25 protein-coding genes and 1 pseudogene are annotated in these 24,373 nt (G+C 74.7%); 4 read left to right on the top strand and 22 right to left on the bottom strand.

Annotated elements, in window-relative coordinates:
• Positions 1–2: 2 nt before the first annotated feature.
• The 13 genes and pseudogenes from BN3788_RS14170 to BN3788_RS20210 form a co-directional block, all read right to left on the bottom strand.
• Positions 3–629 (bottom strand): response regulator, encoded by a 627-nt coding sequence (locus BN3788_RS14170; RefSeq protein ID WP_066587533.1) that lies wholly within the window; start codon positions 627–629, stop codon positions 3–5.
• Positions 630–758: 129 nt separating this feature from the next.
• Complete coding sequence (gene mutM, locus BN3788_RS14165) at positions 759–1,685, bottom strand: bifunctional DNA-formamidopyrimidine glycosylase/DNA-(apurinic or apyrimidinic site) lyase (RefSeq protein WP_066587530.1); 927 nt, start codon at positions 1,683–1,685, stop codon at positions 759–761.
• 12 nt (positions 1,686–1,697) lie between these two features.
• A complete protein-coding gene (rnc, locus tag BN3788_RS14160) occupies positions 1,698–2,405 on the bottom strand; it encodes a ribonuclease III (RefSeq protein WP_066587528.1) in 708 nt (235 codons plus the stop codon).
• Between the two features lie 58 nt (positions 2,406–2,463).
• Positions 2,464–2,661, bottom strand: a complete 198-nt coding sequence (gene rpmF, locus BN3788_RS14155) for a 50S ribosomal protein L32 (RefSeq protein ID WP_066587526.1) — start codon at positions 2,659–2,661, stop codon at positions 2,464–2,466.
• A 2-nt stretch (positions 2,662–2,663) separates the two neighbouring features.
• Positions 2,664–3,242 carry a YceD family protein gene (locus BN3788_RS14150; RefSeq protein WP_066589420.1) on the bottom strand — a complete coding sequence of 193 codons (579 nt, stop codon included), beginning with the start codon at positions 3,240–3,242 and terminating at the stop codon, positions 2,664–2,666.
• Between the two features lie 102 nt (positions 3,243–3,344).
• Positions 3,345–3,854: a hypothetical protein gene (locus tag BN3788_RS14145; protein ID WP_066587524.1), complete on the bottom strand. Its 510-nt coding sequence runs from the start codon at positions 3,852–3,854 to the stop codon at positions 3,345–3,347.
• Positions 3,851–4,351 (bottom strand): pantetheine-phosphate adenylyltransferase, encoded by a 501-nt coding sequence (gene coaD / locus BN3788_RS14140; protein WP_066587522.1) that lies wholly within the window; start codon positions 4,349–4,351, stop codon positions 3,851–3,853. The genes BN3788_RS14145 and coaD overlap by 4 nt, the downstream gene beginning before the upstream one ends.
• Before the next feature lie 10 nt (positions 4,352–4,361).
• Positions 4,362–4,940: a 16S rRNA (guanine(966)-N(2))-methyltransferase RsmD gene (gene rsmD / locus BN3788_RS14135; protein WP_066587520.1), complete on the bottom strand. Its 579-nt coding sequence runs from the start codon at positions 4,938–4,940 to the stop codon at positions 4,362–4,364.
• The gene (locus BN3788_RS14130) at positions 4,937–6,622 is read right to left on the bottom strand and encodes a DUF6297 family protein (RefSeq protein ID WP_234346664.1); all 1,686 of its coding nucleotides are present in this window, start codon (positions 6,620–6,622) and stop codon (positions 4,937–4,939) included. Before BN3788_RS14130 ends, rsmD begins: the two co-directional genes overlap by 4 nt.
• Positions 6,619–7,311 carry an ABC transporter ATP-binding protein gene (locus BN3788_RS14125; RefSeq protein WP_066587517.1) on the bottom strand — a complete coding sequence of 231 codons (693 nt, stop codon included), beginning with the start codon at positions 7,309–7,311 and terminating at the stop codon, positions 6,619–6,621. The genes BN3788_RS14130 and BN3788_RS14125 overlap by 4 nt, the downstream gene beginning before the upstream one ends.
• 90 nt (positions 7,312–7,401) lie before the next feature.
• Positions 7,402–9,702: an ATP-dependent DNA helicase RecG gene (locus BN3788_RS14120; RefSeq protein ID WP_066587515.1), complete on the bottom strand. Its 2,301-nt coding sequence runs from the start codon at positions 9,700–9,702 to the stop codon at positions 7,402–7,404.
• A gap of 31 nt (positions 9,703–9,733) precedes the next feature.
• Positions 9,734–10,501: a hypothetical protein gene (locus tag BN3788_RS14115; protein ID WP_147525132.1), complete on the bottom strand. Its 768-nt coding sequence runs from the start codon at positions 10,499–10,501 to the stop codon at positions 9,734–9,736.
• A 149-nt stretch (positions 10,502–10,650) separates the two neighbouring features.
• Positions 10,651–11,409 (bottom strand): annotated as a pseudogene (locus tag BN3788_RS20210) (DAK2 domain-containing protein); the annotation flags it as partial.
• A gap of 307 nt (positions 11,410–11,716) precedes the next feature.
• Here BN3788_RS20210 and rpmB point away from each other — a divergent pair.
• The gene (gene rpmB / locus BN3788_RS14105; protein ID WP_066587508.1) at positions 11,717–11,908 is read left to right on the top strand and encodes a 50S ribosomal protein L28; all 192 of its coding nucleotides are present in this window, start codon (positions 11,717–11,719) and stop codon (positions 11,906–11,908) included.
• 27 nt (positions 11,909–11,935) lie between these two features.
• On the top strand, positions 11,936–12,532 hold the full coding sequence (locus tag BN3788_RS14100) for a GNAT family N-acetyltransferase (protein WP_234346663.1): 597 nt from the start codon (positions 11,936–11,938) through the stop codon (positions 12,530–12,532).
• Positions 12,533–12,551: 19 nt separating this feature from the next.
• Here BN3788_RS14100 and BN3788_RS14095 read toward each other — a convergent pair whose 3' ends face one another.
• Complete coding sequence (locus BN3788_RS14095) at positions 12,552–13,535, bottom strand: thiamine-phosphate kinase (RefSeq protein WP_066587506.1); 984 nt, start codon at positions 13,533–13,535, stop codon at positions 12,552–12,554.
• A gap of 99 nt (positions 13,536–13,634) precedes the next feature.
• On the opposite strand from BN3788_RS14095, the gene BN3788_RS14090 reads away from it, so the two are divergent.
• Positions 13,635–14,180 (top strand): DUF3515 family protein, encoded by a 546-nt coding sequence (locus BN3788_RS14090; protein ID WP_234346662.1) that lies wholly within the window; start codon positions 13,635–13,637, stop codon positions 14,178–14,180.
• Positions 14,181–14,200: 20 nt separating this feature from the next.
• Here BN3788_RS14090 and BN3788_RS14085 read toward each other — a convergent pair whose 3' ends face one another.
• Entirely contained in the window at positions 14,201–15,358 is a 1,158-nt protein-coding gene (locus tag BN3788_RS14085; RefSeq protein WP_066587504.1) for a D-alanine--D-alanine ligase family protein, read from the bottom strand.
• A 111-nt stretch (positions 15,359–15,469) separates the two neighbouring features.
• Between BN3788_RS14085 and BN3788_RS14080 the strand changes: the two genes are divergently transcribed.
• On the top strand, positions 15,470–16,666 hold the full coding sequence (locus BN3788_RS14080) for a trans-sulfuration enzyme family protein (protein WP_066587502.1): 1,197 nt from the start codon (positions 15,470–15,472) through the stop codon (positions 16,664–16,666).
• 36 nt (positions 16,667–16,702) lie between these two features.
• Here BN3788_RS14080 and BN3788_RS14075 read toward each other — a convergent pair whose 3' ends face one another.
• From BN3788_RS14075 to leuD, 7 genes are all read right to left on the bottom strand, one after another.
• The gene (locus BN3788_RS14075) at positions 16,703–17,722 is read right to left on the bottom strand and encodes an NAD(P)H-dependent glycerol-3-phosphate dehydrogenase (RefSeq protein ID WP_234346661.1); all 1,020 of its coding nucleotides are present in this window, start codon (positions 17,720–17,722) and stop codon (positions 16,703–16,705) included.
• Positions 17,719–18,444 carry a lysophospholipid acyltransferase family protein gene (locus tag BN3788_RS14070; protein WP_066589411.1) on the bottom strand — a complete coding sequence of 242 codons (726 nt, stop codon included), beginning with the start codon at positions 18,442–18,444 and terminating at the stop codon, positions 17,719–17,721. Before BN3788_RS14070 ends, BN3788_RS14075 begins: the two co-directional genes overlap by 4 nt.
• Before the next feature lie 11 nt (positions 18,445–18,455).
• Positions 18,456–19,979, bottom strand: a complete 1,524-nt coding sequence (locus BN3788_RS14065) for a peptidoglycan-binding domain-containing protein (RefSeq protein ID WP_066587499.1) — start codon at positions 19,977–19,979, stop codon at positions 18,456–18,458.
• 188 nt (positions 19,980–20,167) lie between these two features.
• Positions 20,168–20,713 carry a GNAT family N-acetyltransferase gene (locus tag BN3788_RS14060; RefSeq protein WP_066587497.1) on the bottom strand — a complete coding sequence of 182 codons (546 nt, stop codon included), beginning with the start codon at positions 20,711–20,713 and terminating at the stop codon, positions 20,168–20,170.
• 4 nt (positions 20,714–20,717) lie between these two features.
• Positions 20,718–22,028 (bottom strand): UDP-N-acetylglucosamine 1-carboxyvinyltransferase, encoded by a 1,311-nt coding sequence (gene murA / locus BN3788_RS14055; protein ID WP_066587495.1) that lies wholly within the window; start codon positions 22,026–22,028, stop codon positions 20,718–20,720.
• A 72-nt stretch (positions 22,029–22,100) separates the two neighbouring features.
• Complete coding sequence (locus BN3788_RS14050; protein WP_066587492.1) at positions 22,101–23,516, bottom strand: MFS transporter; 1,416 nt, start codon at positions 23,514–23,516, stop codon at positions 22,101–22,103.
• Positions 23,517–23,687: 171 nt separating this feature from the next.
• Positions 23,688–24,359, bottom strand: coding sequence for a 3-isopropylmalate dehydratase small subunit (gene leuD, locus BN3788_RS14045; RefSeq protein WP_066587489.1), 672 nt, complete (start codon positions 24,357–24,359; stop codon positions 23,688–23,690).
• Positions 24,360–24,373 lie beyond the last annotated feature (14 nt).

The following is a 24,373-nucleotide window of genomic DNA, read 5'->3' as shown; positions in this document are numbered from 1 at the left end:
GCTCAGCGACCGGTCTCGGCGCGCCAGCCGCTGTGCTTGCGGGCCGAGACCCACGCCGCGACCTGGGTCCGGCGCTGCAGGCCCATCTTGGCGAGCAGCGACGTAATGTGGTTCTTGACGGTCTTCTCCGCGACGCCGAGCCGCTCGGCGATCTCGCGGTTGGACAGGCCCTCGCCGATCAGGTCGAGCACCTTCATCTCGCTCGGCGTGAGGTTCTCCGTCGGGTCGTCGTGCCCGGCGCGGCGGCGCGTGACGGTCCGCTCGTCGAGCAGCGTCCGGCCGGCGGCCACGGCGCGCACGACCTCGGTGATCTCCGCGCCGCGCACGCTCTTGAGCAAGTAGGCCGACGCCCCGGCCTCGAGGGCGGCCGTGAGCGCGTCATCGTCGTCGAAGGACGTGAGCACGATGGCGCGCGCCTCCGGGTGCAGCTTGCGCACCGCGGTGATGAGGTCGATGCCGGTGCCGTCCGGCAGCTGCAGGTCGACCAGCAGGATCTGCGGCTGGACCAGCGTGGCGCGGCGCACGCCGTCGGCGACCGATCCGGCCTCGGCGATCACTGTCATGCCTTCAGCGCGCTCCACGACCTCCGCGATGCCGCGACGCACGACTTCGTGGTCGTCGACGATCATCACGGTGATGGGGCCGCTGCGTTCGGGCTTCGGTGCAGGATTCGTGGGGGGCACACCTCATCGTATCCAGGGACTCGGGCACAGCCTCACGAGACCCACCGATCGGACCGAGTTCGGCTGGGCGTGCGGCTACCAGCGGCCGTTGCGCGGGCGCGGCTGGCAGGTTGGGCAGGTGTACGACGACCGGTTCATGAAGGTGTCGCGCCGCACCAGCGTCCCGCAGCGCGGGCAGGGACGCCCCTCCTGGCCGTAGACCGCCAACGAGCGGTCGAAGTACCCGGAGGCCCCGTTCACGTCGACGTACAGCGCGTCGAAGCTGGTGCCGCCCTGGGCGAGCGCCTCGCGCATGACCTCGGTGGCGCCGTCCAGGGCGCGCTCGACCTCGGAACGGCGGAGGGTGTCGGTGGGCCGGGCGTAGTGCAGCCTGGCGCGCCACAGCCCCTCGTCGGCGTAGATGTTGCCCACCCCCGACGCGAGCGTCTGGTCGAGCAGCGCGCGCTTGAGACCCGTCTTGCGCTGGCGGAACCGGGCTACGAGCGCGGCGCGGTCGAGGGCCGGGTCGAGCAGGTCGCGTCCGATGTGCGCCACCGGCTCGGGCGCCAACGGCAGCGGCGAGCCGGCCCCGCCGGGGGCGCCGTCGGGCGTGGGCGCGAGCTCCGCGACCGACAGGTGGCCGAAGGTGCGCTGGTCGACGAAGTCCAGCGCTCCCCCGTCGTCCAGGCGCAGCCGCACGCGCAGGTGCGGATGCGGCTCGGCGGCCCGGGCGTCGTCGGCGGTGCTGCGCACCAGGAGCTGCCCGCTCATGCCCAGATGCGCCATCAGGGCGGCGTCCGGCAGCTCGGTGTCCGGCGCGTCCAGCAGCAGCCACAGGAACTTGCCCCTGCGGGCCGCCGCGTCGAGGCGCCGGCCCCTGAGCCGCCCGGCGAAGTCCAGCGGGCCGCCCTCGTGCCGGCGCACGCTGTAGTCGCGCCGCACCTCCACGTCGGCGACGGTGCGGCCGACGATGTGGCGCTCGAGCCCGTCCCTGACGGTCTCGACCTCAGGCAGCTCCGGCATGCCTGGACCGGCTCAGGCCGGGGGGGCCGTGGAGCGTGGCAACGCCTCCAGGGCGCCGTAGGCGTTCGCGGCGGCCTCCTGCTCGGCGAGCTTCTTCGCGGGGCCGGTGCCGGTCCCGCGCGCCTCCCCGCCGACGATGGCGTGCGCGGTGAAGGTGCGAGCGTGGTCCGGGCCTTCGCCCACCACCTCGTAGACCGGGGCGCCCAGGCCCAGCTCGGCGGCGAGCTCCTGCAGGCTGGTCTTCCAGTCGAGGCCGGCGCCCAGATCGGCGGCGGCGGTCAGCGTGGGGCCGACCAGGCGCAGCACGACGCCGCGTGCCTCCTCGAGCCCGTGGGCGAGGTAGACGGCGCCGAATAGCGCCTCGAGCGTGTCGGACAGGATCGAGTCCTTGTCGTTGCCCCCGGTCGCCAGCTCGCCCTTGCCGAGCAGCACGTAGGCGCCGAGGTCGAGCTCGCGTGCCACGGTGGCCAGCGCGCGCTGCGAGACGGTCGCGGCGCGCATCTTCGCCAACTCCCCCTCGGACAGCCCGGGGTGCGTGCGGTAGAGCGCCTCCGTCACGACGAGCCCGAGCACCGTGTCCCCGAGGAACTCGAGGCGCTCGTTGGTCGGGATGCCGCCCGCCTCATGGGCGAAGGACCTGTGCGTGAGCGACAGCACAAGAAGCTCGGGGTCCAACTGGACCCCGAGCTTCTCGACGAGCTGTGTGGCCGCGTCGCTCATGACCAGGTCAAGGGACGGCGCGTGCGCAGCATGATGCTTCTCAACGGTCGGAAGACCGTCAGCGTGCCTCGTGCTCGGTGCGGACCGCCTCGGCGTAACGACGGTTGTTGTACGCACCGCACGACGGGCAGGCGATGTGCGGCTGCTTGTCAGCCTTGCACTGGGGGCAGGTCATGAGCGTCGTGGCAGTGGTCTTCCACTGCGACCGACGCGCACGGGTGTTGCTGCGCGACATCTTGCGCTTCGGAACAGCCACGGCTAGCTCTCTTTCGTCTCGTCGAACGTGCCCTGGAGGCGCCCGAGGGCGGCCCACCGAGGGTCAAGGATCTCATGCGTGTGGTCCGGGTCGTCCGCCAGGCGTGCTCCACACTCGGAGCACAGGCCCGGGCAGTCGGGTCCGCAGAGCGGTTGAAAGGGTAGCGCAGGCACCACCGTGTCCCGAATCGCGGGCTCGATGTCGACCAAATCGCCGTCGAGCTCGCGCACGTCCTCCTCGTCGTCGCCATCCTCGACAGCGACCGCCGCACGCTCAGGGTAGACGTACAACTCCTGGAACGGGACGTCGAAGTCCTCGACGACCTCTTCCAGGCAGCGCACGCATTCCCCGACCGCCCGGCCGCGGACGGATCCGGTGACCAAGACCCCCTCCATCACAGCCTCGAGCCGGACATCCAGCTCCAGGTCGCTCCCGGCGGGGACGCCGATCACCTCGGTGCCGAGATCCTCTGGGGCGGGCACCGTCCGCTGCACGGTCCGCATCGATCCCGGACGTCGTCCGAGCTCGTGGGTGTCGAGCACGAAGGGCGAGCGGGGATCGAGGTGTGTCGCGCGCTGCACGGTCCAGGTTCCCGTCATAGAGGTGTCTCGGTCCGCACGATGACCGGCAGGACCAAAGAAGAATCCTACGGCACCGCGGGCCGCGTCCCAAACCGGCGCCGGCTAGCCGTCCGAGCCGGCCAGCCGGCCCGCGAGCTTCGCCCGGCCCGCCTGGACCTGGCTGAGCACCTTGCCGAGATCGATCTCGAAGTCCGCGAGCCGCCGGTCGCAGTAGTCGTCGGCGTCACGGCGCAGGACTTCGGCGGTGCGCTCGGCCTCGGCGATCAGCTCTGCGGCGTGTGCGCGGGCCTGCTCGACGACCTCCTCGCGCTCGACCAGGCGGGCGGCCTGCGCGCGGGCCTCGCGGAGCATCACGTCCGCGGAGGCCTGTGCGGCCTCCCGGGCGGCGGCGGCGTCGGCCAGCACGGCGTCCGCCCGCACGAGCTGGGTCGGCAGCGCGTCGAGCGCCTGCTCGACCAGGTCGAGCAGCTCGGCGCGGTTCACCAGCACCGAGGACGACATGGGCATCGCCCGCGCCGTCTCGATCGACGCCGCGAGCGCCTCGAGTATGCCCGTCAGCCCCTCGGGCTGATTCCGGTCCTGGGCGCCATCGTGGGCGTCTGCCGTCGTCATGTGCTGCCTCCCCCCGCCGGGCCTGCGCCCAGCGCGTCACGGACCGCCATGGACACGCCAGGCGGCACCAGGTCGTCGATCTCCCCACCGAACCGGGCCACGTCCTTGACCAGCGAGGACGCGATGTGGGCGAGGGCGGTGTCGCCGATGACGAACACCGTCTCCACCCCGGTCAGGTGGCGGTTCATGAGGGCCATCGGAGCCTCGGCGTCGAAGTCGGCGCCACCCCGCAGCCCTTTGACCACAGCCACGGCGCCCACCTCGCGCACGAAGTCGGCCAGCAGGCCGGGGATCACCTGGACGCGCACCCCGTCGAGGCGGGCGAGGGCCGCACGGGCCAGCTCGACGCGCACGTCGGCCGGCAGCAGCGCCTTCTTGGACGAGTTCTGGGCGACGCCGACCACCACCTCGTCGAAGAGGCTGGCGGCCCGGCGCACCACGTCCAGGTGGCCGAGGGTGATCGGGTCGAAGGATCCCGGGCAGACGGCTGTGGTCACGGATGCCAACCTACGCGAGCACGTCCTCGGACTGCTGCGTGACAGGCTGGGCACTCCACACCCGGGTCTCCCCGTGGGCGCGCTCGTCGAATCGCTCGAGCCCGGCAGGCCAGGTCGGCTCCGGGCTGCGCGTGGACCGTTCCACCACGACCACGGCATCGGGCGATAGATGGCCCGGCAGGCCTGCGAGCACCGCGGCCAGGTCCTTCTCCGGCACGTCGTAGGGCGGGTCGAGCAGCACCAGGTCCCAGGGCTGCGCGGCGCCCCGGGCCGTGAACCGCTCCGCGCGGTCCGCGACGACGGCCACCTGCGCGGCGAGCCCGAGGGCGGCGACGTTGCGGCGGCACACCTCGACCGCGGGCCGGGCGGCCTCGACGAGCGTGGCGTGCGCCGCGCCCCGGCTGACGGCCTCGATGCCCAGCGCCCCCGACCCCGCGTACAGGTCGAGCACGCGCGCGCCGTCGACCACCCCGAGGTGCTCCAGGCGCGCGAACAGCGCCTCACGCACGCGGTCGCTCGTGGGCCGGGTGCCCTTGGCGGGGACCTGCAGGGTGCGCCCGCCGACTGAGCCGGACACGATGCGGGTCATCGGCGCGCCCCTGCGGGCTTGGCCGCGTCCTGGTCGAGGGTGTCCTGCATGCGCTCCATCATCGTGCGGGTGCCTGAGGACACCGCCACGACGATCGCGGAGAGCACCATCTGCGCGATCAACAGCGCCGGCAGCACAGAGCCGAGCAGGATGGCGATGGCCACCGGGATCATGCCGATGATCACCACGTCCGGCCCGCGGGCCAGCACGGAGGTCACGCCTGTGGGCAGCGCGCCCATCGGCGTCGCGACGAGCGGCCCCTGCCAGTTCGGCGCCGGCCGGTACGCCGAGCGGATCGCGGCGCCCGCCCACACCGGCGCGGACGCGATCCCGAGTGCGAGCCACGTCGGCAGGTCCCCGGCCCAGACGCCGACGGCTCCGAACGCGACGATCGACCACGCCAGCATCACCACGGCGGGCACGACCATGCGCCAGCGCCGCACATGCCCGGCGGGCAGCGGCAGCAAGCGGTCCAGCACGGGGGCCATCTCGGCCCGACGGGCTCCCTCGCCGGTGGCCGTCATCGCCGCGTAGCCGCCGACGAGGACGGCGAGGAGGAAGCCCACCGGCCCGGCGAGCTGCGGCACCAGGGCCACGAGCACCGGCACGAGCGCCGCGACGGCGATCTGCACCAGGTGCCGAGTCGAGCGGAGCAGCACCATCGCGTCGGCGGTGAGCAGCGCCGCAGGCGCCCCGGACACGCCGCGGAACCGCACCGAGCGGCGGCGGCGGGCGCGGGCGGCGCCATCGGTGAGGGCACGGCCCAGCTCGCGGGAGTCGAGGGAGACCACAGCCCCGACAGCCTGGTTGGCCACCGAGCCGCTCTCGCGCAGCGACCGGGACGGGATGAGGTCGAGCCTGCGGTCCAGCGTCCAGGCGAGCAGTGCCACCACCACCGCCAGGACCCCCAACAGCCAGGCGGGCGCCACGGGCAGCACGTCGAGGCGCCAGCCCGCGACCGCGCCGGCGAGCGCCAGGAGGGGCGCCGCGGCCAGGACCAGGTCGCCCACCAGCGCCGTGGTCCGCCGTGTGATGAGGAACGACTGCCCGACACCCGCCGCGAGCACCACCAGCGCCGCGCCGAGGGCCGCGCCAACGGTCGCCCGGATGACCCGCGCGGGATCACTCGCCGCCAGCAGCCCGGTGTCGAACAGGGCCACGACGACGGCCCCGGCGGCTGCCGCCAGCAGGGGCAGGCGTCGCGACGCCGGGCGCAGCAGGCCGCGCCGGTCCACCGGCAGGGACAGCCACCAGGCCGCCTCCGCGCCACCCGCGCCGACCGGGCCGAGCCGGCCGGCCAACGAGAGCAGGACGCCCGCGAGGCCCACCACCATGACGGCGACGAGCGCCGGGAGGCTGATGCCCGCGTCGACACCGCCGGCAGGCGGCTCGGGCAGCGCCTCGCGCAGGGTTCCCGCGACGCCCAGCGCCATGCCGATGCCGATGGCCAGCGAGATCACGACGTAGTACACGTCGTTGAGGAGCTGCCCGACGCTGGCGCCGCCCCGCTGGTTCGCGGCGGCGGCGGTGTAGCGGCGGATCGACCTGCCGGGCGGCGGCGGGCCGACGTCCGTGGGGCCGACGAGGGGCGCCTCCCAGGCGCCTGCCGGCGCCGCGGAGTCGTCGTCCGACACGACGTCGTCCGGCGAGCGGCTCTCCTCCGGGTCCACGTATGCGCTCACAGCACGCCCGGCGCGATCGCGGCTGCGGCGTCGTCAGCGCTCAGGAGCCGGCACTCGTCATCGGCGATCAGGACCGCGCGGTCGGCCACGGCCCGCAGCAGCACCGGGTCGTGGGTGGCCAGCAGCACCGAGCCGCCCGAGGCCCGCTCCTGCACCAGGCGCTCCGCGAGCCGGCTGCGCATCGACAGGTCGAGCCGCTGCTCCGGCTCGTCGAGCACGAGCAGCCCGCGCGGGCGGACGAACCCGGCGGCGAGCAGCAGCCGACGGCGCTGGCCCGAGGAGAGCGCCACGGGCAGGGACGTGCCGTGCTCGGTGAGGCCGAAGTCGTCGAGCACGTGCGCGACGACGTCGTCGGCGTCACGCACGCCGTGCCCGCGCGCCGTCAGGTACAGGTGCTCCGCCACCGTCAGGGCCGGGAAGTACGCGTCGTCGTCGAGCACGCTGGCGACCCGCATGCGGAAGCCGGTCTCGCGCTCGTCGACCGGGCGGCCGAAGGCCTCCACCGTGCCACCCGCCGGGTCGAGCAGGCCGAGCACCGCGCGCAGCACCGTGGACTTGCCGGACCCGTTCGCGCCCACCAGCGCCAGCACACGGCCGGGCGCGAGGGTGAACGTGACGGGGGCGCACACGGGCTCACCGCCGTACCCGACGAGGAGGTTGCGGGCGCGGATCACAGGGGCCTTGGACACGGGCGCCAGAGTACGCGTCCACGGCGATCACGCGCCGGGAGCTGGGCGCCGCCAGCCCCACCGCCGTCATCGCCCAGCCGCGCCGCACGGTCAGGCGCGGTCGAGGAACTCCTCGCGCTCCCCGGCGAGCTGCTGGTCGATCGCCGCGCGCAGCGCCGGCCATCCGGTCAGCTCGGGGTCGGCGTCGACGAGCTCGCGGGCGTCGGCGCGCGCGTCGGCGATCACCTGCGCGTCGCGGGTCACCCGCAGCAGGCGCAACGAGCTCGCCGCGCCGGACTGCGCCGCGCCCAGCACATCCCCCTCGCGGCGCAGCCCGAGGTCGACGGCCGCCAGCTCGAAGCCGTCGGAGGTCGCGGCAAGGGTCGCGAGCCGGGTGGCGGCCGGGGTGCCGTCGGGCGCGCTCGCGACCAGCAGGCACAGACCCGGAGCCGAGCCGCGGCCGATCCGCCCACGGAGCTGGTGGAGCTGGGAGATGCCGAACCGGTCCGCGTCGAGCACCACCATCACGGTGGCCTCGGGCACGTCGACGCCGACTTCGATCACCGTCGTGGACACGAGCACGGGGACCCGCCCGGCGGTGAAGTCCGCGAGCGCCCGCTCCTTCTCGTCCGGGCCCATGCGCCCGTGCAGCTCGCCCACCGGCACTCCCGCGAGCGCGGGGCGGGCCCGCAGCTCGGCGGCCACCTCCACGACCGAGCGCAGCTGGCGGGCTGGCAGGCCCCCTGCCCCCGGGCCATCCGCCGGGTCGCCGATGCCGACACCGGCGTCGAGGTCCTCGGCGAGCAGGTCCGCGCCGTCGTCGTCGCCACCGCGCCGGGCGCCCCGCACGTCGTCGGGGTCGATCCGCGGGCACACCACGTATGCCCGCCCACCGCGGTCCACCTCCTCGCGCACGCGCTGCCAGGCGCGCTCCACCCAGGCGGCGTTGTCGGCGGGCACCACATGCGTGGTGACCCCGCTGCGCCCGGCCGGGATTTCGCGCAGGGTGGAGGTCTCGAGGTCGCCGAACACCGTCATCGCCACGGTGCGCGGGATGGGCGTGGCGGTCATCACCAGCAGGTGCGGGGTCTGGGCGGCCTTCGCGCGCAGCAGGTCGCGCTGCTCCACGCCGAAGCGGTGCTGCTCGTCGACCACCACCAGGCCGAGGTCGGCGAACTGCACGGTGTCGGTGAGCAGCGCATGGGTGCCCACCACGATGCCGGCGCGCCCGCTGGCCGCGTCGAGCAGGTTCTCCCGGCGCGCCGCGGCTCCCTGCGACCCGGTGAGGAGGGCGACCCGGGTGCTCACGTCCGTGCCGCCCAGGAACCCGCCCTCGGCGAGGTCCCCGAGCAGCGCCCGCAGGGTGCGCACATGCTGCGCGGCGAGCACCTCGGTGGGCGCCAGCAGCGCCGCCTGGCCGCCCGCGTCGACAACCTGCAGCATCGCGCGCAGCGCCACGACCGTCTTGCCGGAGCCGACCTCGCCCTGCAGCAGGCGCTGCATGGGGTGGGCTCCCGCGAGCTCCTCGGCCAGCACCGAGCCGACTTCGCGCTGCCCGGCGGTCAGCGTGAACGGCAGTCGCTCGTCGAACAGGTCCAGCAGGCGGCCGGAGACCCGGGGCCGCGCCACCGCCTCCTGCTGGGCCGTGCGCGCCCGGCGCCGGGCCAGCTCGGCCTGCAGCACGAACGCCTCCTCGAAGCGCAGCCGGTCCAGCCCACGGCGCCACTGGTCGTCGTCGTACGGCTCGTGCACGAGCCCGAGCGCCTCGCGCAGCCCTGCCAGCCCGCGCCGCGCGCGCACCTGCTCGGGCAACGGGTCGGGCAGGTCGGCGTCGGTCAGCGGGTCCAGGACGGTCCGCACGCAACGCTGGACGCGCCACGTCGGGGCCGATGCGGACGCGGGGTAGATCGGGATGGGCCGGCTCGCCTCGACCAGGGCGGCTGCCTCGTCGTCGGCGTCCACGCCGACGAGCTGGTAGTCGGGGTGGGTGAGCTGGCGCTGCCCCCGGTAGTCCGAGACGACTCCGGTGAACATCCCGGTGCGGCCGGGCAGCAGGCGCTGCTCGTGCACGCGCAGCGCGCCGCGGCGCTTCGCGAAGAACGTCAGGTGGAGGTTGCGCGAGCCGTCCGTGACGACGGCCTGCAGCATGGCGCCGCCGCGGGAGCGCATCTCGCGGACGGTGGCCTGCTGCACCTGCGCCATGACCGTCACGTGCTCGCCAATCGCCAGGCTCGCGAGGTCGGTGAGCGTGCCCGGCTCGGAGTACCGGCGCGGGTAGTGCCGCAGCAGGTCCCCGGTGGTGCGCAGGCCCAGCTTGGCCAGCGGGGCGGCGCTGCGCTCCCCCAGCACCCGGGCCAGCGGCTCGTCCATCCGGGCGCCTGGCCGCACGACGGCGTCGTCGGGCACGCTCATCTGCTCGCCTCCCCGTGACGGCTCCCCGCCATCAGTCGACTCCCAGCCAGGCGCCGGGCAGGCCGTCCCCGGAGCCGGCGACGGCCACTGTCAGCTCGAGGCGGCGCCGTGCCGCGGCGGCCTCGATCTCGGCGCGCAGCCCGTCGTCGACGGCCTCGCGCAGCAGCACCGTGAGTGACTCCGGCGGGCCGCCGCAACCCGCCACGAGCTCGTCGAGCGCGGCGTCCAGCGCGGCCGCGTCCGGCTGCCCGACGGCTGACGTCCGCAGCCGGCCCAGCGCGGCGGCGCCTGCCGCGATCCGCCCCGCTGCGTCCTCCGGGCCCTCGTGCAGCGCGAGCAGCCCGACCAGCACCCGCAGCTCGTCGAAGGCGTCGAGCACGTCGACCCGCACCCCTGCCGACGCGAGCGTGAGGGCCGCGGACCGCGCGACGTCGGCGGTGGCCGCGTCGCCGGGCAGCACCACGACATGCCGCGACCCGGCGTCGGTGAGCGCGCGCTCCAGGTGCCGGACGCCGATCTCCTCGCCGTCGCACCGCACCACGACGACGGCCCCGGCCGAGGCGTGCGCCGCGGCCAGCTCGGCGGAGCCGGTGCAGGCGACGACCCCGAGCGGCTCACTGGCAGGGCCTTCGCCGAGTGGGACATCGCCCGCGACGGCCGCACGGTCGACAGCCGCGTCGTCATGCGCGGCATGCCGTTCCGGGTGGTCGGGGGTGAGCAGGCGGACCACCACCTGGTCGCGCGTGCCGAGTGCCGCCTCGGAGATCGCGAGCGCCGGGCTGTCGGTGTGCACATGCACGTTCCAGACCCCCTCGACCCCCACCACGCGCCGCGGAGGGCGCAGCGGCGGGTGCAGCGGTCAGCAGGGGGGGCAGACGTTTCGGGGGGGTGGGGGCGGAGCGGGAGAACCACCACGTGGTCGGGCGGGAGGAGTGCCGCCTGGGAGACCGCGGTCGCCGGGCTGTCGGTGTGCACATGCACGTTCCAGACCCCCTCGACCCCCACCACCGCGACTGAGTCCCCCACCGCCTGCATCCGCGCGCGCAACTGGTCGCCGATGTCGCTCGCGGGGTCCGCGCGGACCAGCAGCATGACCTCATAGGCGCCCCCGGCGAGCGGCTGCGCGAAGGGCTGCGGCCCCGACGCCGGGAGCCAGTCGAGGTCGGGAGGCTCGTGGCCCCGGCCCGCCAGCACCCGGGTGAGCGACTCGACGAGCACGAGGAGCCCGCAGGCGCCGGCGTCCAGCACATGGGCGGCGCGCAGCTGCGGATGCGCCGCGCTGATCGTGCCGAGGCTCGCGCGCCCCCGCTCGGTCGCGGCCCGCAGGACGCCCTCGACGTCGTGGCCCTGCCCCTGGCCCTCGGCGGCCGTCGTCGCGGCCTCGGCCATGACGCGGGCGAGCGTGAGCACTGTGCCCTCTTGCGGATCGGCGACCGCGCGGGCGGCGGCTGTCGCGGCGGCGGCGAGCGCCTGGGCGACCTGCGCGCCGTCGGCCTGGCCGGGCAGCGCGTCGGCCAGCCCGGCGAGGTACTGGCTGATGATCACCCCGGAGTTGCCGCGGGCCGCGAGCAGGGCGCCGCGGGCGAACGCGCGCGCCACGTCGCCGGCGCCCTCGGGCGACCCATGTGGAGGTCTCAGCGCGGCGACCTCGGCTGCCCCGCCCGCGACCGTGAGGTGCAGGTTGGTGCCGGTGTCTGAGTCGGCCACCGGGAACACGTTGACCGCGTCGATGCGGTCGCGCGCGGCGGCCAGCGCCTCCTGCGCCGCATGCGCCCACGCGCGCACAGCAGACCCGTCGAGCAGTGTCACGCGATCCCGTCCTCCCTCCGGCTTGTGCGGGCCCCACGATGCCGCATGGCGCCCACGTTTGGGTCCATCGGCGAGGTGGGCTAGTCTGTAGCGGTTGCCCGGCTGCGTCCGGGCACGGGTCGCGCCCCATTCCGGGTTGTGCGCCCGCCCCCGGACCAGAACTTCGCCGCGCTGCGGCGTGTCAAGACCGAATCAGGAGAACACCGTGGCTGCCAACTGCGAAGTCTGCGCCAAGGGCCCGAGCTTCGGGCACAGCATCTCGCACTCTCACGTGCGGACGAAGCGTCGCTGGAACCCGAACATCCAGCGTGTGCGCGCCGTCGTCGCGGGGACCCCGAAGCGGCTCTACGTCTGCACCTCGTGCCTCAAGGCCGGCAAGGTCCAGCGCGCTATCTGAGCATTTCCCGTATTGCCACGAAGGCCCGTGAGGAGATCCTCACGGGCCTTCGTGCTGCTCAGCCTGATGCGCCGAGGGGCGATGTGGCAGGGTGAGGGCATGCCGGACGATCTCGACGAGGTGACCATCCGCATCGCCCAGGTGGACGACGCGCCCGCGATCGCCCGCGTCCACGTGCGGTCGTGGCAAGAGGCGTACGAGAGCATCGTGCCCGCCGCGCACCTCGCCTCACTCGACCCGGAGACCCGCGCCGAGGAGTGGGTGCGCCACCTGGAGACCGGCCCGCACGACCATGTCCGGACGTGGATCGCGGAGTCGCAGGGCACGCTGCTCGGCTTCGTGACGGTCGGCCCCAGCCGCGACGAGGACGCCCGTCCGCGTGAGCGCGAGATCTACTCGATGTGCCTCGACCCCGGGACCTGGGGGCACGGCGTCGCGCGCCACCTGGCCCGGACGGTGGTGCATGAGGTCGGCGGCACGTTCCCCCTGGCGCTGTGGGTGCTCGCCGAGAACGAGCGGGCACGCCACTTCTTCCGCCGCAACGGGTTCCAGGCCGACGGCACCGAGCGCTATGAGGACGTGGGCGGGGCAGAGCTGCTCCAGGTCCGCTACCGCCGCGGCTGACGCCGCTTCCAGGCCCGGGCTATCGGGCGAAGTGGTCCCACCCGGAGCCGTCGACCCCGGGCGCGGCGCCGCCCACCGTCACCGACGCGCCCTCCCCTGCCGGGAGCACCCGCCCGATCGACCGGAACGGAGCCGGCAGTGCCGTCCCCGCCGGGAACGTGGCGAGCAGCCCGTGGTCCTCGCCTCCGGTGAGGACCCAGCCGCGCGCGTCGGCGCCCAGCGCGTCGGCGACGGCCGACAGGCGCCCGAGGTCGACGGCGAAGGCCTGCTCCACGGGGTCCAGGTCGACCCGCACGCCACTCGGCCCGGCGATCCGGCCGGCGTCGCGCAGCAGCCCGTCCGAGACGTCCAGCATCGCGCTCGCCCCCGATCGGGCGGCGGCGACACCGGCGCCGACGGGCGGGTCGGGGCGCAGGTAGGCGGCGACCAGCCCGGGGTCCAGCAGGGCCCGGTCCGCGGCCAGCAGGGCCAGGCCGGCGGCCGAGCGGCCCCGCACACCCGCGTGCGCGACGACGTCGCCGGGCCGCGCGCCCGAGCGGCGCACCGGGGCGCGGCCCTCGAGGTCGCCCAGCACTGTCACCGACACCACCACCGCCGGGCCGCCCGACAGGTCACCGCCGACCACCCCGGCGCCATGCGGCTCACACGCGGCCGCGAGCCCGCGCGCGAGCCCTTCCACCCAGGACGCGGGCAGGTCGGCGGGGGCGACGAGCGCCACGACGAGGGCCGTGGGCCGTGCGCCCATCGCGGCGATGTCGGCGAGGTTCTGCGCCGCCGCGCGCCAGCCGACGTCGGCGCCGCTGGACCACTCGCGCCGGAAGTGCCGGCCCTCGACCAGCACATCGGTGGACACGACCACGTGCCCATCCGGCGCGAGGACCACTGCGGCGTCGTCGCCCGGCGGCACCACGGTGCCCGGGGCCTGCGGCAGGTGGGGGAAGATCCGAGCGAGGATCGCGTCCTCGGACAGGTCGGCGACGGTGGGGTCGTCGGGTGCGGTCACTGCGTCACGGTATCCCGGCCAGGCCGACGTGACGTTCCCCGGGCACGCCCTGGGGCCGCATGGTCATCGGGACCGGCCGGGCCGGGTTAGCGTGGCGGCGTGAACCCGGTGCACGTGGGGACAAGACACCCCGCACGACGACGCCACCGCCGCGCGACGGCGATCCGACCGGCGGTCTCAGCGCTCGCCGCGACCTCGGGGCTCCTGCTGCTCGCCGGCTGCACGTCGGCGGTGTCGGTGCAGGCGGCGCCCCACGCCCAGGAGCCCGACTGCGCGAGCATCGTGCTCGCCCTGCCCGACGCCCTCGGGGACCTCGAGCGAATGGACACCACGAGCCAGGCGAGCGCCGCATGGGGGTCCACGACGTCCGCCGTGGTGCTGCGCTGCGGCGTGGAGCCCCTTGGGCCCACCACCGACCGCTGCGTCACCGTGGAGACTCCGGGCGGACCGTCGGTGGACTGGGTCACGGTGGCCGGCGAGCCCGACGCCGACGGCGCCGCGGACTGGACGTTCACCACCTACGGACGCGATCCCGCCGTCGAGGTCGTGGTGCCCGCCGAGGTCACCGCGAGCCACTCGACGAGCTTCGTGGACCAGTTCGGGCCAGCGATCGCCCAGGTGGAGGCCACCCGCTCCTGCCTGTGACAGGCGGCCGGCGACGTGGCTCAGCGCAGCCCGGTGGGCCGGTTCAGCGCGAGCTGCAGCAGCTCGTCGACGAGCTCGGGGTAGGGCAGCCCCGACGCCTCCCACATGCGCGGGTACATCGAGAACGGCGTGAAGCCGGGCATCGTGTTGATCTCGTTGACGATGACCTCGCCGGCCTCGGTCACGAACACGTCGACCCGGGCCAGCCCTTCGCAGTCGACGGCCTCGAATGTGCGCACCGCGATGTCGCGCACCCGCTCGACGGTCTCGGCGGGCAGGTCGGCCGGGCAGCGCAGCTCGACATCGGCCTCGGCCAGGTACTTCGCCTCGAAGTCGTAGAAGTCGTGCTTGACGTCGGTCACCACGATCTCGCCGGGCAGCGACGCCCGTGGCCGCTCGACCCCGGGGCTGCCAAGCACCGCGCACTCGATCTCCCGGCCGACGATGGCGGCCTCGATGATCACCTTGGGGTCATGGCGCTGGGCCTCGGCGACCGCGGCGGGCAGGTCGGCCAAGTCGGTCACGCGGGTGATGCCCAGGCTGGAGCCCGCCCGCGCGGGCTTGACGAACAGCGGCAGCCCGAGCGGGGCGACCCGCGCGAGGACGCCGTCGGGGTCGCGCTCCAGCTCGCCGGGCCGCAGCACGGTGTAGGGGCCGACGGGCAGCCCCTGCCCGGCCAGGACGAGCTTCATGTACTGCTTGTCCATGCCGACGGCCGACGCCAGCACCCCGGCGCCGACGTAGCGCAGGTCGGCCAGCTCGAGCATGCCCTGCAGCGTCCCGTCCTCGCCGAACGGCCCGTGGAGCAGCGGGAACACGACGTCGACCTGGCCGAGGTCGCGCGGCAGGCCGCCGCCGTCGAGCACGTGGACGGAGCGCTCGTCAGCAGACTGCGGCAGCAGGATGCGCTCGGGCGCGTCGGCGACCTCGGGCAGCCGGCCGTCGGTGATCGCCCAGTGGTCCGGGTCCGGGTCGACGCTCACCCAGCGGCCCGTCGGCGTGATGCCGACGGCGAGCACGTCGTAGCGGTCGGCGTCGATCGCGCGCAGCACGCCGCCGGCCGTCGCGCAGCTGATCGCGTGCTCCCCCGATCGGCCGCCGAAGAGCAGCAGGACGCGTGGTCGCGCCACAGGGGCCGGGGTCGTGGGGATGTCGTGGGATTGCGTGCTCGTCTCCATCGCGTGCGACCTTACCGCGGGTCGCGCCACGGACCGGCAAGACCGGACATCTCGGCGTCCGCTGGCTGCAGCCCGATCCCCCCGGCACAGCGGCGCGAGTAATCTGCGCGTATGCCCCATGAGCCTGCCGACCTGTCCCCGGCGACCGTCGCGGTGACGGCCGGCCGCCCCGCCCGGGCACAGGGCTCCCCGCTGAACCCCCCGCTCGTGTTGTCCTCGACCTACGTCTCGACGGGCGTTCCCGGACCCGGCGAGCTGCTGTACGCGCGGGGCGGCACCGAGACCTGGCAGCCGTTCGAGCAAGCCCTGGCGGCGCTTGAGGGCTCGACCCGCCCGGGCCTGGTCTTCGGCTCGGGCATGGCGGCCATCGCCGCGGCGTTCTCCCTGGTCCCGGTCGGTGGGCGCGTGGTCATGCCGCGCCACTCGTACCAGGTGACCCTCGGCTACGCCCAGGAGCTCACCGAGCGCTCGTCCGTCGAGGTGGTCCTCGTGGACATCGACGACACCGCAGCGGTCCTCGCCGAGTTGTCGGCCGCCCCCACGTCGATGCTGTGGGTCGAGTCGCCCACGAACCCGATGCTCGAGGTCGCGGACCTGCCCGCGCTGGTGGCGGGCGCCCACGCCGTCGGCGCGCTGGTCGCCGTCGACAACACCTTCGCCACACCGCTGGGCCAGCGCCCGCTGTCCCTGGGCGCGGACCTGGTGGTCCACTCGGTGACGAAGTACCTCGCGGGCCACTCCGACGTGGTGCTCGGGGCGGTGCTGGCCGACGACGCGGCGCTGCACGCCCGCGTGCTGGCCCACCGCACGCTGCACGGCGCCATCGCCGGGCCATTCGAGGTGTGGCTCGCGCTGCGCGGCCTGCGCACGCTGGCCCTGCGGGTGGAGCGCTCGCAGGCCACCGCCGTCGAGCTCGCCCGCCGCCTCGCCGAGCACCCGGACGTGCTGGAGGTGCGCCACCCGAGCCTGCCGGGCGATCCGGGCCACGAGCGGGCCGCCCGCCTGATGAACGGGTTCGGGTCCATCATCGGGGTGCGCCCGCGCGGCGGCGCCGACGCGGCCGACGCGGTGACTCGCGCGGTGCGGCTGTGGGTGCCGGCGACGAGCCTCGGCGGGGTCGAGTCGACACTGGAGCGCCGGCGCCGGTTCGCCACCGAGTCGCTCACGGTGCCCGAGGACCTGCTGCGGCTGTCCGTCGGCATCGAGGACGTGGAGGACGTGTGGCGCGACCTCGACCAGGCCCTGCGCGCGACACGCACGGCAGAGCCGGCCGCCGGGGAGCTCGCGGACGAGGTCGCCGGGGCCTGAGGTCAGTCCCGCTGGCCGGCTAGAGGCGCTCGGTCGTCAGACCCGCTCGGCCTTGTGCGGGCGGGACAGCAGCAGCGGGGCGAGCTCCTCGACGGGCAGCCCCTCGTGCAGCACCTGCACCACGGCGGCGGTGATGGGCATCTCCACGCCCACGGACCGCGCGAGCTCGAGCACCGACCGGGAGCTCTTCACCCCCTCGGCGGTTCCGCCCGTGGCCTCGAGCGCCTCGGCGAGGGTCATCCCCCGCCCGAGGTGCACGCCGAGCGAGTGGTTCCGGGAGTCCGGCGACGCGCAGGTCGCCATGAGGTCGCCTAGGCCGGCGAGCCCGGGGAACGTGGCGGGCTGGGCGCCGAGCGCGAGCCCGAGTCGGCTGATCTCCACGAGCCCACGGGTGATGACCGTGGCCATGGTGTTGTACCCGAGGCCACGGCCCTGCGAGATCCCGACGGCGAGCGCGATGACGTTCTTCACGGCGCCGCACAGCTCGACGCCCACCACGTCGTCGTTGGTGTAGGGCCGGAAGTACGCGGACGCGCAGGCCCGGGCCACGAGCGCGGCGGTCTCCGGGCTGGTGGAGGCCACGACTGTCGCGGTGGGCTGCCGCTCGGCGATCTCGCGGGCGAGGTTGGGGCCGGAGACGACGGCGACCTGCTCGGCGGGGAGCCCGAGCGCCTCGGCGACGACCTGGCTCATGCGGCGGTCGGTGGCGAGCTCGACGCCCTTCATCAGGCTGACCGCCACGGCCCCGGCCGGAAAGTGCTCGCGCAGCGGCTCGAGGGTGGCCCGCACGCTCTGCGACGGGATCGCGATGGCCACCAGGTCGGCGCCGTCGAGGACGGCCCGTGCGTCGGTGGACGCGGTCATGCCCTCGGGGAGGTCGATACCGGGCAGGTAACGCTCGTTGCGATGCTCCTGGGTGATCGCCTCGCAGGTGGCGGCGTCACGGCCCCACAGGGCCACCTCGCAGCCCGCATCGGCCAGCACGGCCCCGAACGTGGTCCCCCAGCTCCCGGTGCCCAGCACCGCGGCCCGCAGGCCGGCCGCCCCGGCGCTCACGCCTCGCCCGCCTGCCGCGCGCGGCGCGGGTCGTAGGTCTCCGCGGGGGCTTTCTCGTCGCGGATCTCCTCGAGCAGCGAGGTGATGGCCGCCATGACCCTGCCCGTGGCCTCACGCAGTGTCGCCGTGTCCAAGGGCCGGTCGTAGAGGTCGTCGAGCACCACCGGGGGGCCAGCGACCACCGTGACCGGCTTGGGCGGGATCGGCCGGAACACCTTGCCGTAGCGGCCCAGCACGTCCTGCGGCCCCCACTGCGCGATCGGGATGACGGGGACCCGCGTGGTGAGCGCGAGCCGGGCGACGCCCGTCTTGCCGACCATGGGCCACAGGTCGGCGTCGCCGGTCAGGGTGCCCTCGGGGAAGACCGCGACGCACTCCCCCTCGGCCAGCGCGGTGACGGCGGCGTCGAGGGACTGCCCGGCCTGCACAGTGTTGCGGTGCACGGGGATCTGGCCGGTGGCGGCCAGGATGCGCCCGACCACGGGGATCGTGAACAGCGACGACTTCGCGAGGATCTTCGGCGCGACCCCGTTGTCGTACAGGAAGTGCGCGAACGTCAGCGGGTCGAAGTTCGTCATGTGGTTGGCCGCGGCGATGTACCCCCCGGTGGCCGGGAGGTTCTCGACGCCCCGCCAGTCGCGCTTCGTGATCGCCAGCAGCAGGGGCCGGATCACGCGGGCGACGTTGCGGTAGGCGCGGTTGGATCGCTGCGGTGCTCGCACGGTCACGGATGCTACCCGCCCGCGCCCGGAGACCTCACCCGGTCCCAGCACGGGCGTCGGGGCCCCCGAGCAGGACCTCGTCTCCCACGCGCAGGCCGCCGTCCACGAGCAGCTCGACATAGCCGTTCCGGCGCGCGCCGACGTCGACGTCGAGGCGGCGCGGCTCGCCGTCGGCCTCGGCCACCAGGACGTAGCGGCCGCCCTCGTCCTCCCGGACCGCGCCGAGCGGCACCACGAGGGCGCCCTCCCGTATACCCATCTGACGCCGCCGGCCACCCTTCGCCTCTAGGCCCCGGGGGTCGCGCGCTCCTCTCACTACCGTGCCGCGCGCCGTCGGCCGCGGCCACCAGGGCGTAGCGGCCGCCCTCGTCCTCCCGGACCGCGCCGGGCGGCACCACGAGGGCGGGCGCGGGCGGGACGCGGCCCTCCGGGGTCACGACGACTTGCGCGCCGTCGGCGAGCCCGGCCTCCGCCGCCCGCGGGGCGACGATGACGAGCTCGCCGGCGTCGGCATCAGCCCTCGCGCCGCCCTCCGTGCCGGTCGCCGTGCCGGTCGCCGTCGCCGCGTGCTGCACCGTCCCCGAGACGACTGCCGACCCGTCGGCGGCCCGCACCTGGACGCGCTCGCCGGCGCCGAACACTGCCGCCTGCCCGGCGGGCGCGCGCACCGTGAAGACGGGCTGGCCTCCGACGAGGACCGCCACCGTCGTCTGATCGGGGGCGAGCACAGAGCCCATCTCGGTGATGCTCGTCACCAGCGCTCCGCCGTCGGGGACGTGGGCCACCTCGTCGAGCGGCAGCCATGCGCCCGCGTCGTCCCGCGCGCGGGTGAGCTGGCGCCATGCCGCCGTCCGGTCGTGGGCGGAGGGGCCGCCGGCGCCGTCGCCCTCCGCAGCGGCGTCCTCGGCCGCGGCGAGGGCCGCCCACTGGTCCTCCGCCTGCTCGAGCGCGGCGACGCGCTGCGCCTCCGGCGCGGGCGCCTCATAGCCCACCTGCGCGTACATCGCGGTGACCGCCTCGGCGGTGAGCGAGCCGAAGACGCCGTCGACCTCCCCCGCGTACAGCCCCAGCTCGGCCAGCGCCGCTTGGAGCTGTCGCACGTCCTCCCCGGTGTCGTCGGGGTACAGCGGCCGGTACAGGGGGACGTCGGTGGCCAGCGCGATGATCGGGCGCCCGGAGATCCCGATGAGCACGTTCCCCGACGACACGACCGTCCCGACGTCCGCGGGCGCGTCGGTCACCACCAGGCGCGCGACGGGCGGGGTGAGCGCTGGCGCGCTGACGGAGATCGTCGTGGTGGCGCGCAGCGTGCCCCGCAACGTCGGGACCTCGTCGCCGAGCGCGCGACGCTCCACCACCGCGCGAGTCACGGGCGTGGCCTCGGGCTCGCGCTTGGCCGGCTCGGAGCGCATCGCGGGGCTGAGCAGCGCCGCCGCGACGACGGCGGCGACCATGGCGACGAGTGCCGTCGCCACCAGCCACGCGGCTGTGCGGGAGCGGGCGGACCGGGCGTGTGTCGGGCCGGCCGGGCTCATCGTCGCCCCGGGCTCCGGAGACCTGGCGCCACACAACCCGGCCGGAGGCCGCTGCGACGAGTCGTCTGCACGGGGCCTCCCCACGTCGGAGTGCATGGACGTGGCCGGGGGGTGCCACGTCGCACGCTACCCCCGAACGGCCCGGGCGGCGCTGCGGGAGGGCAGGGCTCAGGCAGAGCGCGCGGGGCTCAGGCGTCGAGCGTCTTGGCGTGCTGCACGACGTCGACGCTCAGCCCCATAGCGTCGTGGACCGCCTCCAGCCCCGTCGGCGCCCAGCCTGACCGTTCGTAGAAGCGGCGGGCCCGGGCGTTGCCGGGCATCACCCACAGGACGGCCTCCCGGTGCCCGAGGCCGCGCAGCTCGTCCTCGGCGGCCGCGAGGAGGGCCGGCCCCGCGCCCGTCCCCCACGCGTCTGGCTCGACGTAGATGGCGTACACCTCGCCGTCCGGCACGCTCTCGAACGCGGGACCGGAGTTCACGAAGCCGACCACGCGCCCCGCGACGACGCCGACGAGCAGGTGGGGGCGCAGCCCGTCGGCGAGCAGGCCGTCCCACCGCCGCTCCACGCTGGCCACGTCCAGGGCGTCGAGGAACGCGTCGGACAGCAGGCCGCGGTAGGCCCCGAGCCACGCGGCGACGTGCACGCGGGCCAGGTCCGCCGCGTCGTCCGCCCGCGCCGGGCGCACCTGCACCCGGCCGTGGCCGGCCGCCGCGCCCGCCGCGGGCCCCGCCACCGCGTCAGTCCCGGCTGAACTCGGCGCCGAGCGCCGTGAGCTTCTCGGTGAAGTGCTCGTAGCCCCGGTCGATCAGGCTGATGCCCCGCACCGCGGAGGTGCCCTTGGCGGCGAGCGCCGCGATGAGGTGGCTGAAGCCGCCCCGCAGGTCGGGCACCACGATGTCGGCGGCCGCGAGCGGGGTGGGGCCGGAGATGACAGCCGAGTGGTAGAAGTTGCGCTGCCCGAAGCGGCAGGGCCGCCCGCCCAGGCACTCCTTGTAGACCTGGATCGTGGCGCCCATGCCGCGCAGCGCGTCGGTGAAGCCGAAGCGGTTCTCGTAGACCGTCTCGTGCACGATGGACAGGCCCTTGGCCTGGGTGAGCGCCACGACGAGCGGCTGCTGCCAGTCCGTCATGAACCCGGGGTGCACGTCCGTCTCCAGCACGATCGAGTTCAGGTCGCCGCCCGGGTGGAAGAACCGGATGCCCTCGTCGTCCACGGCGAACTCGCCGCCGACCTTGCGGAACGTGTTGAGGAACGCGGTCATCTCGGGCTGGGTCGCGCCGCGCACGTAGATGTCGCCACCCGTGGCCAGCGCCGCGGAGGCCCACGACGCGGCCTCGATGCGGTCGGAGAGCGCGGTGTGCTGGAAGCCGACCAGGCGGTCGACGCCCTCGATGCGGATCACGCGGTCGGTGTCGACCGAGATGATCGCGCCCATCTTCTGCAGGACGTTGATGAGGTCCATGATCTCGGGCTCGATCGCGGCGTTCGCGAGCTCGGTGATGCCCTCGGCGCGCACGGCCGTGAGCAGCAGCTGCTCGGTGGCGCCGACGCTCGGGTACGGCAGCGCGATCTTGGTGCCCTGCAGCCGGCGCGGCGCCTCGATGTGGATGCCGCCCTCGCGCTTCTCCACCACCGCGCCGAACTGCCGCAGGATGTCGAGGTGGAAGTTGATCGGCCGGTCGCCGATACGGCAGCCGCCCAGGTCGGGGATGAACGCCTCGCCCAGCCGGTGCAGCAGCGGGCCGCAGAACAGGATCGGGATGCGGCTCGACCCGGCGTGCGCGTCGATGTCGGCGACATGCGCGGACTCGACGTTCGACGGGTCGAGCACGAGGGTGCCGTTCTCCGCCTGCACGTCCACGCCATGCAGTTGGAGCAGCCCGGTGACGACACCGACGTCCCGGATCTGGGGGACGTTCCGCAGGGTGCTCGGGGTCTCGCCCAGCAGGGCGGCCACCATGGCCTTCGAGACGAAGTTCTTGGCCCCTCGGACGGTGATCTCACCCGACAGCGGGGTGCCGCCGTTGACGTACAGCAGGTCGCTCATGACCCCATGGTGAACCATCAGAGGGCTCGGCACGCAACGCAAGGCCTGAGACGTTCGCCATCCGCCGAACCTTCACAACTGCGACGCACGTCGCTCGCGCGCCGCGCCCACGAGGTCGACGGCCACGGGGACCAGGGTGAGCGCGAGGAAGCCCGCCGAGAGCGCCATGCCCGCGGACAGCGCGCGGTCCCAGTCCGAGCGCGCCGTCGACACGCTCGACGTCCCCAGCACGGCGCCGAACACCGCGCCGACGACTGCCGTCCCCACCGAGGAGCCGACCCGCGCCGACGTCTGGCGCACCGCGTTGGCGCTGCCGGCCTCCCCGGCCGGCATCTCCGCGTTTGTGACGTCGATGTTCATGGACATCACCAGCGCGCCGCCCGCGCCGATGACGACGAGCGGCGCGACCAGGGAACACAGCAACGCGTCGGTCCGGTGGCCGAGCCCCACCGCCAACGCCCACACGGCGAGCGTGCCGACGACCATCGCCACGACCCCGGCGAGCTCGACCACCCGGGGACGGCCTGGCGCGCGGCGGCCGGCGAGGGGCGCCGCCACAGCGGCCCCGAGCGCGACCGGGAGCTGCATCGCCCCGGCCTCCACCTGGCTCAGGCCCAGGCCCGAGCGCAGGTAGAGGGTCAGCACGTAGAACAGCGCGGTGTACCCCGCCAGGTAGGTCACGTTCAGCGCGACGCCTGCGCTGTACGAGCGCTGCCGGAACAGGCCCAGGTCCACGACGGGCGCGCCGCCGCCCCGCGCGAGCCGCCCCTCCCAGGCGACGAAGCCCGCGAGGATGAGCACCGCCGCCGCGAGGCTCGCCACGACGGCGCCGGTGGGCAGCTCGGTGAGCTCGAAGAGGGGCGCCAGCAACGCCGCCAGCCCTGCCCACAGCAGCGCCACGCCCAGCACGTCGGGCCGCTCAGCGCCGGGAGCGGGCGCCCGGGGCAGCCATCGCATGCCGCCGGCCAGCACCAGGACGCCCAGGGGCACGTTGACCCAGAACACCCAGCGCCAGTCGACCGAGCCGAGCACTCCCCCAATGAACGGGCCCACAGCGACGGCCGACGCGGCGACGGCCACGTACAGCCCGAAGACGCGGGCGCGCGCGGGGCCGGAGACCAGGTCGCGGATCAGGGCCGTCGCCTGCGGGTTGAGGAACCCTCCGCCGAAGCCCTGCGCGAGGCGCGCGACGAGCAGCACCCCGGGGTTCGGGGCGAGCGCCGCGACGAGGCTCGCGGCGGTGAAGAGCCCGACGCCGACGAGGAACGTGGGCCGCCGGCCTCGCGCGTCGCCGATCCGGCCGGTCACGATCATCGCCAGTCCATAGGCCAGCAGGTACCCGGAGACGACCCACTGCAGGTCGCTCGCGGTGGCGCCCAGGTCGCGCCGTAGCTCGGGCAGGATCGAGTTCACCGCGCTGATGTCGATGATCCCCAGGGCGACGCCCACCACGACGACGGTGAGGCCCGGCCCGGCGCGCGCGGCCATCTCAGCCTGCGACGGCGGCGGGGCGTGCGGCGACCTCGGACATGCTCCGACGCTAGGCCGGTGCGCGGCGCCCCGCAGCGGGGACGCGACGAGCCGCCCGCGTGCCGGGAGGGCGCGCGGGCGGCTCGGGTGGTGCGGTGGAGCGGGGCGTGTGGCGGAACCTCGCCCTGGTCAGACGGTGTGGGTCGGGCCCAGGTCCACGGGGACGCCCACGGGCCGGGCGGCCTGGATCTCGACGGGCGGCAGGTGCTTCGCCGGCAGCGTCTTCGGGCGCCATCCGGCCCGCGACTTCTCGAACTCCGTGATGTCGCCCTCGTGCTGCAGGGTCAGCCCGATGTCGTCCAGGCCCTCGAGCAGGCGCCAGCGAGTGTAGTCGTCGACCTGGAACGGGACCACGACGTCGTCGCACACGATCGTGCGGCTCTGGAGGTCGACGGTCACCTCGGTGCCCGGGCGGGTCTCGAGGATCTTCCAGATGAGCTCGATGTCCTCCTGCGACGCCTGGGCCGCGAGCAGCCCCTGCTTGCCGGAGTTGCCGCGGAAGATGTCCGCGAAGCGCGCCGAGACGACGACCTTGAAGCCGTAGTCCTTGAGCGCCCAGACGGCGTGCTCACGCGAGGAGCCGGTGCCGAAGTCCGGGCCGGCGACGAGCACCGAGCCGGAGGTGTACGCGGGCTGGTTGAGCACGAACTCCGGGTCGCCGCGCCAGGCGGCGAACAGGGCGTCCTCGAAACCGGTGCGCGTGACCCGCTTGAGGTACACGGCGGGGATGATCTGGTCGGTGTCGACGTTGCTGCGGCGCAGCGGGACCCCGACGCCTGTGTGCTGGGTGAACTTCTCCATGATGCGTCTCTCGT

Origin of the sequence: Cellulomonas timonensis (assembly GCF_900046455.1) — a bacterium.
In the GTDB taxonomy this organism is placed as follows: Bacteria; Actinomycetota; Actinomycetes; order Actinomycetales; family Cellulomonadaceae; genus Cellulomonas_A; species Cellulomonas_A timonensis.
This window is presented reverse-complemented; position numbering and strand designations above follow the sequence as displayed.

What these genes read in the sequence shown, in the direction of transcription:
- BN3788_RS14170 (WP_066587533.1), bottom strand. Translation starts at nt 629, where the DNA reads ATGATCGTCGACGACCACGAAGTCGTGCGTCGCGGCATCGCGGAGGTC.
- mutM (WP_066587530.1), bottom strand. Translation starts at nt 1,685, where the DNA reads ATGCCGGAGCTGCCTGAGGTCGAGACCGTCAGGGACGGGCTCGAGCGC.
- rnc (WP_066587528.1), bottom strand. Translation starts at nt 2,405, where the DNA reads ATGAGCGACGCGGCCACACAGCTCGTCGAGAAGCTCGGGGTCCAGTTG.
- BN3788_RS14145 (WP_066587524.1), bottom strand. Translation starts at nt 3,854, where the DNA reads ATGACGACGGCAGACGCCCACGATGGCGCCCAGGACCGGAATCAGCCC.
- rsmD (WP_066587520.1), bottom strand. Translation starts at nt 4,940, where the DNA reads ATGACCCGCATCGTGTCCGGCTCAGTCGGCGGGCGCACCCTGCAGGTC.
- BN3788_RS14120 (WP_066587515.1), bottom strand. Translation starts at nt 9,702, where the DNA reads ATGAGCGTGCCCGACGACGCCGTCGTGCGGCCAGGCGCCCGGATGGAC.
- BN3788_RS14085 (WP_066587504.1), bottom strand. Translation starts at nt 15,358, where the DNA reads ATGGAGACGAGCACGCAATCCCACGACATCCCCACGACCCCGGCCCCT.
- BN3788_RS14080 (WP_066587502.1), top strand. Translation starts at nt 15,470, where the DNA reads ATGCCCCATGAGCCTGCCGACCTGTCCCCGGCGACCGTCGCGGTGACG.
- BN3788_RS14065 (WP_066587499.1), bottom strand. Translation starts at nt 19,979, where the DNA reads ATGAGCCCGGCCGGCCCGACACACGCCCGGTCCGCCCGCTCCCGCACA.
- murA (WP_066587495.1), bottom strand. Translation starts at nt 22,028, where the DNA reads ATGAGCGACCTGCTGTACGTCAACGGCGGCACCCCGCTGTCGGGTGAG.
- BN3788_RS14050 (WP_066587492.1), bottom strand. Translation starts at nt 23,516, where the DNA reads ATGGCCGCGCGCGCCGGGCCGGGCCTCACCGTCGTCGTGGTGGGCGTC.
- leuD (WP_066587489.1), bottom strand. Translation starts at nt 24,359, where the DNA reads ATGGAGAAGTTCACCCAGCACACAGGCGTCGGGGTCCCGCTGCGCCGC.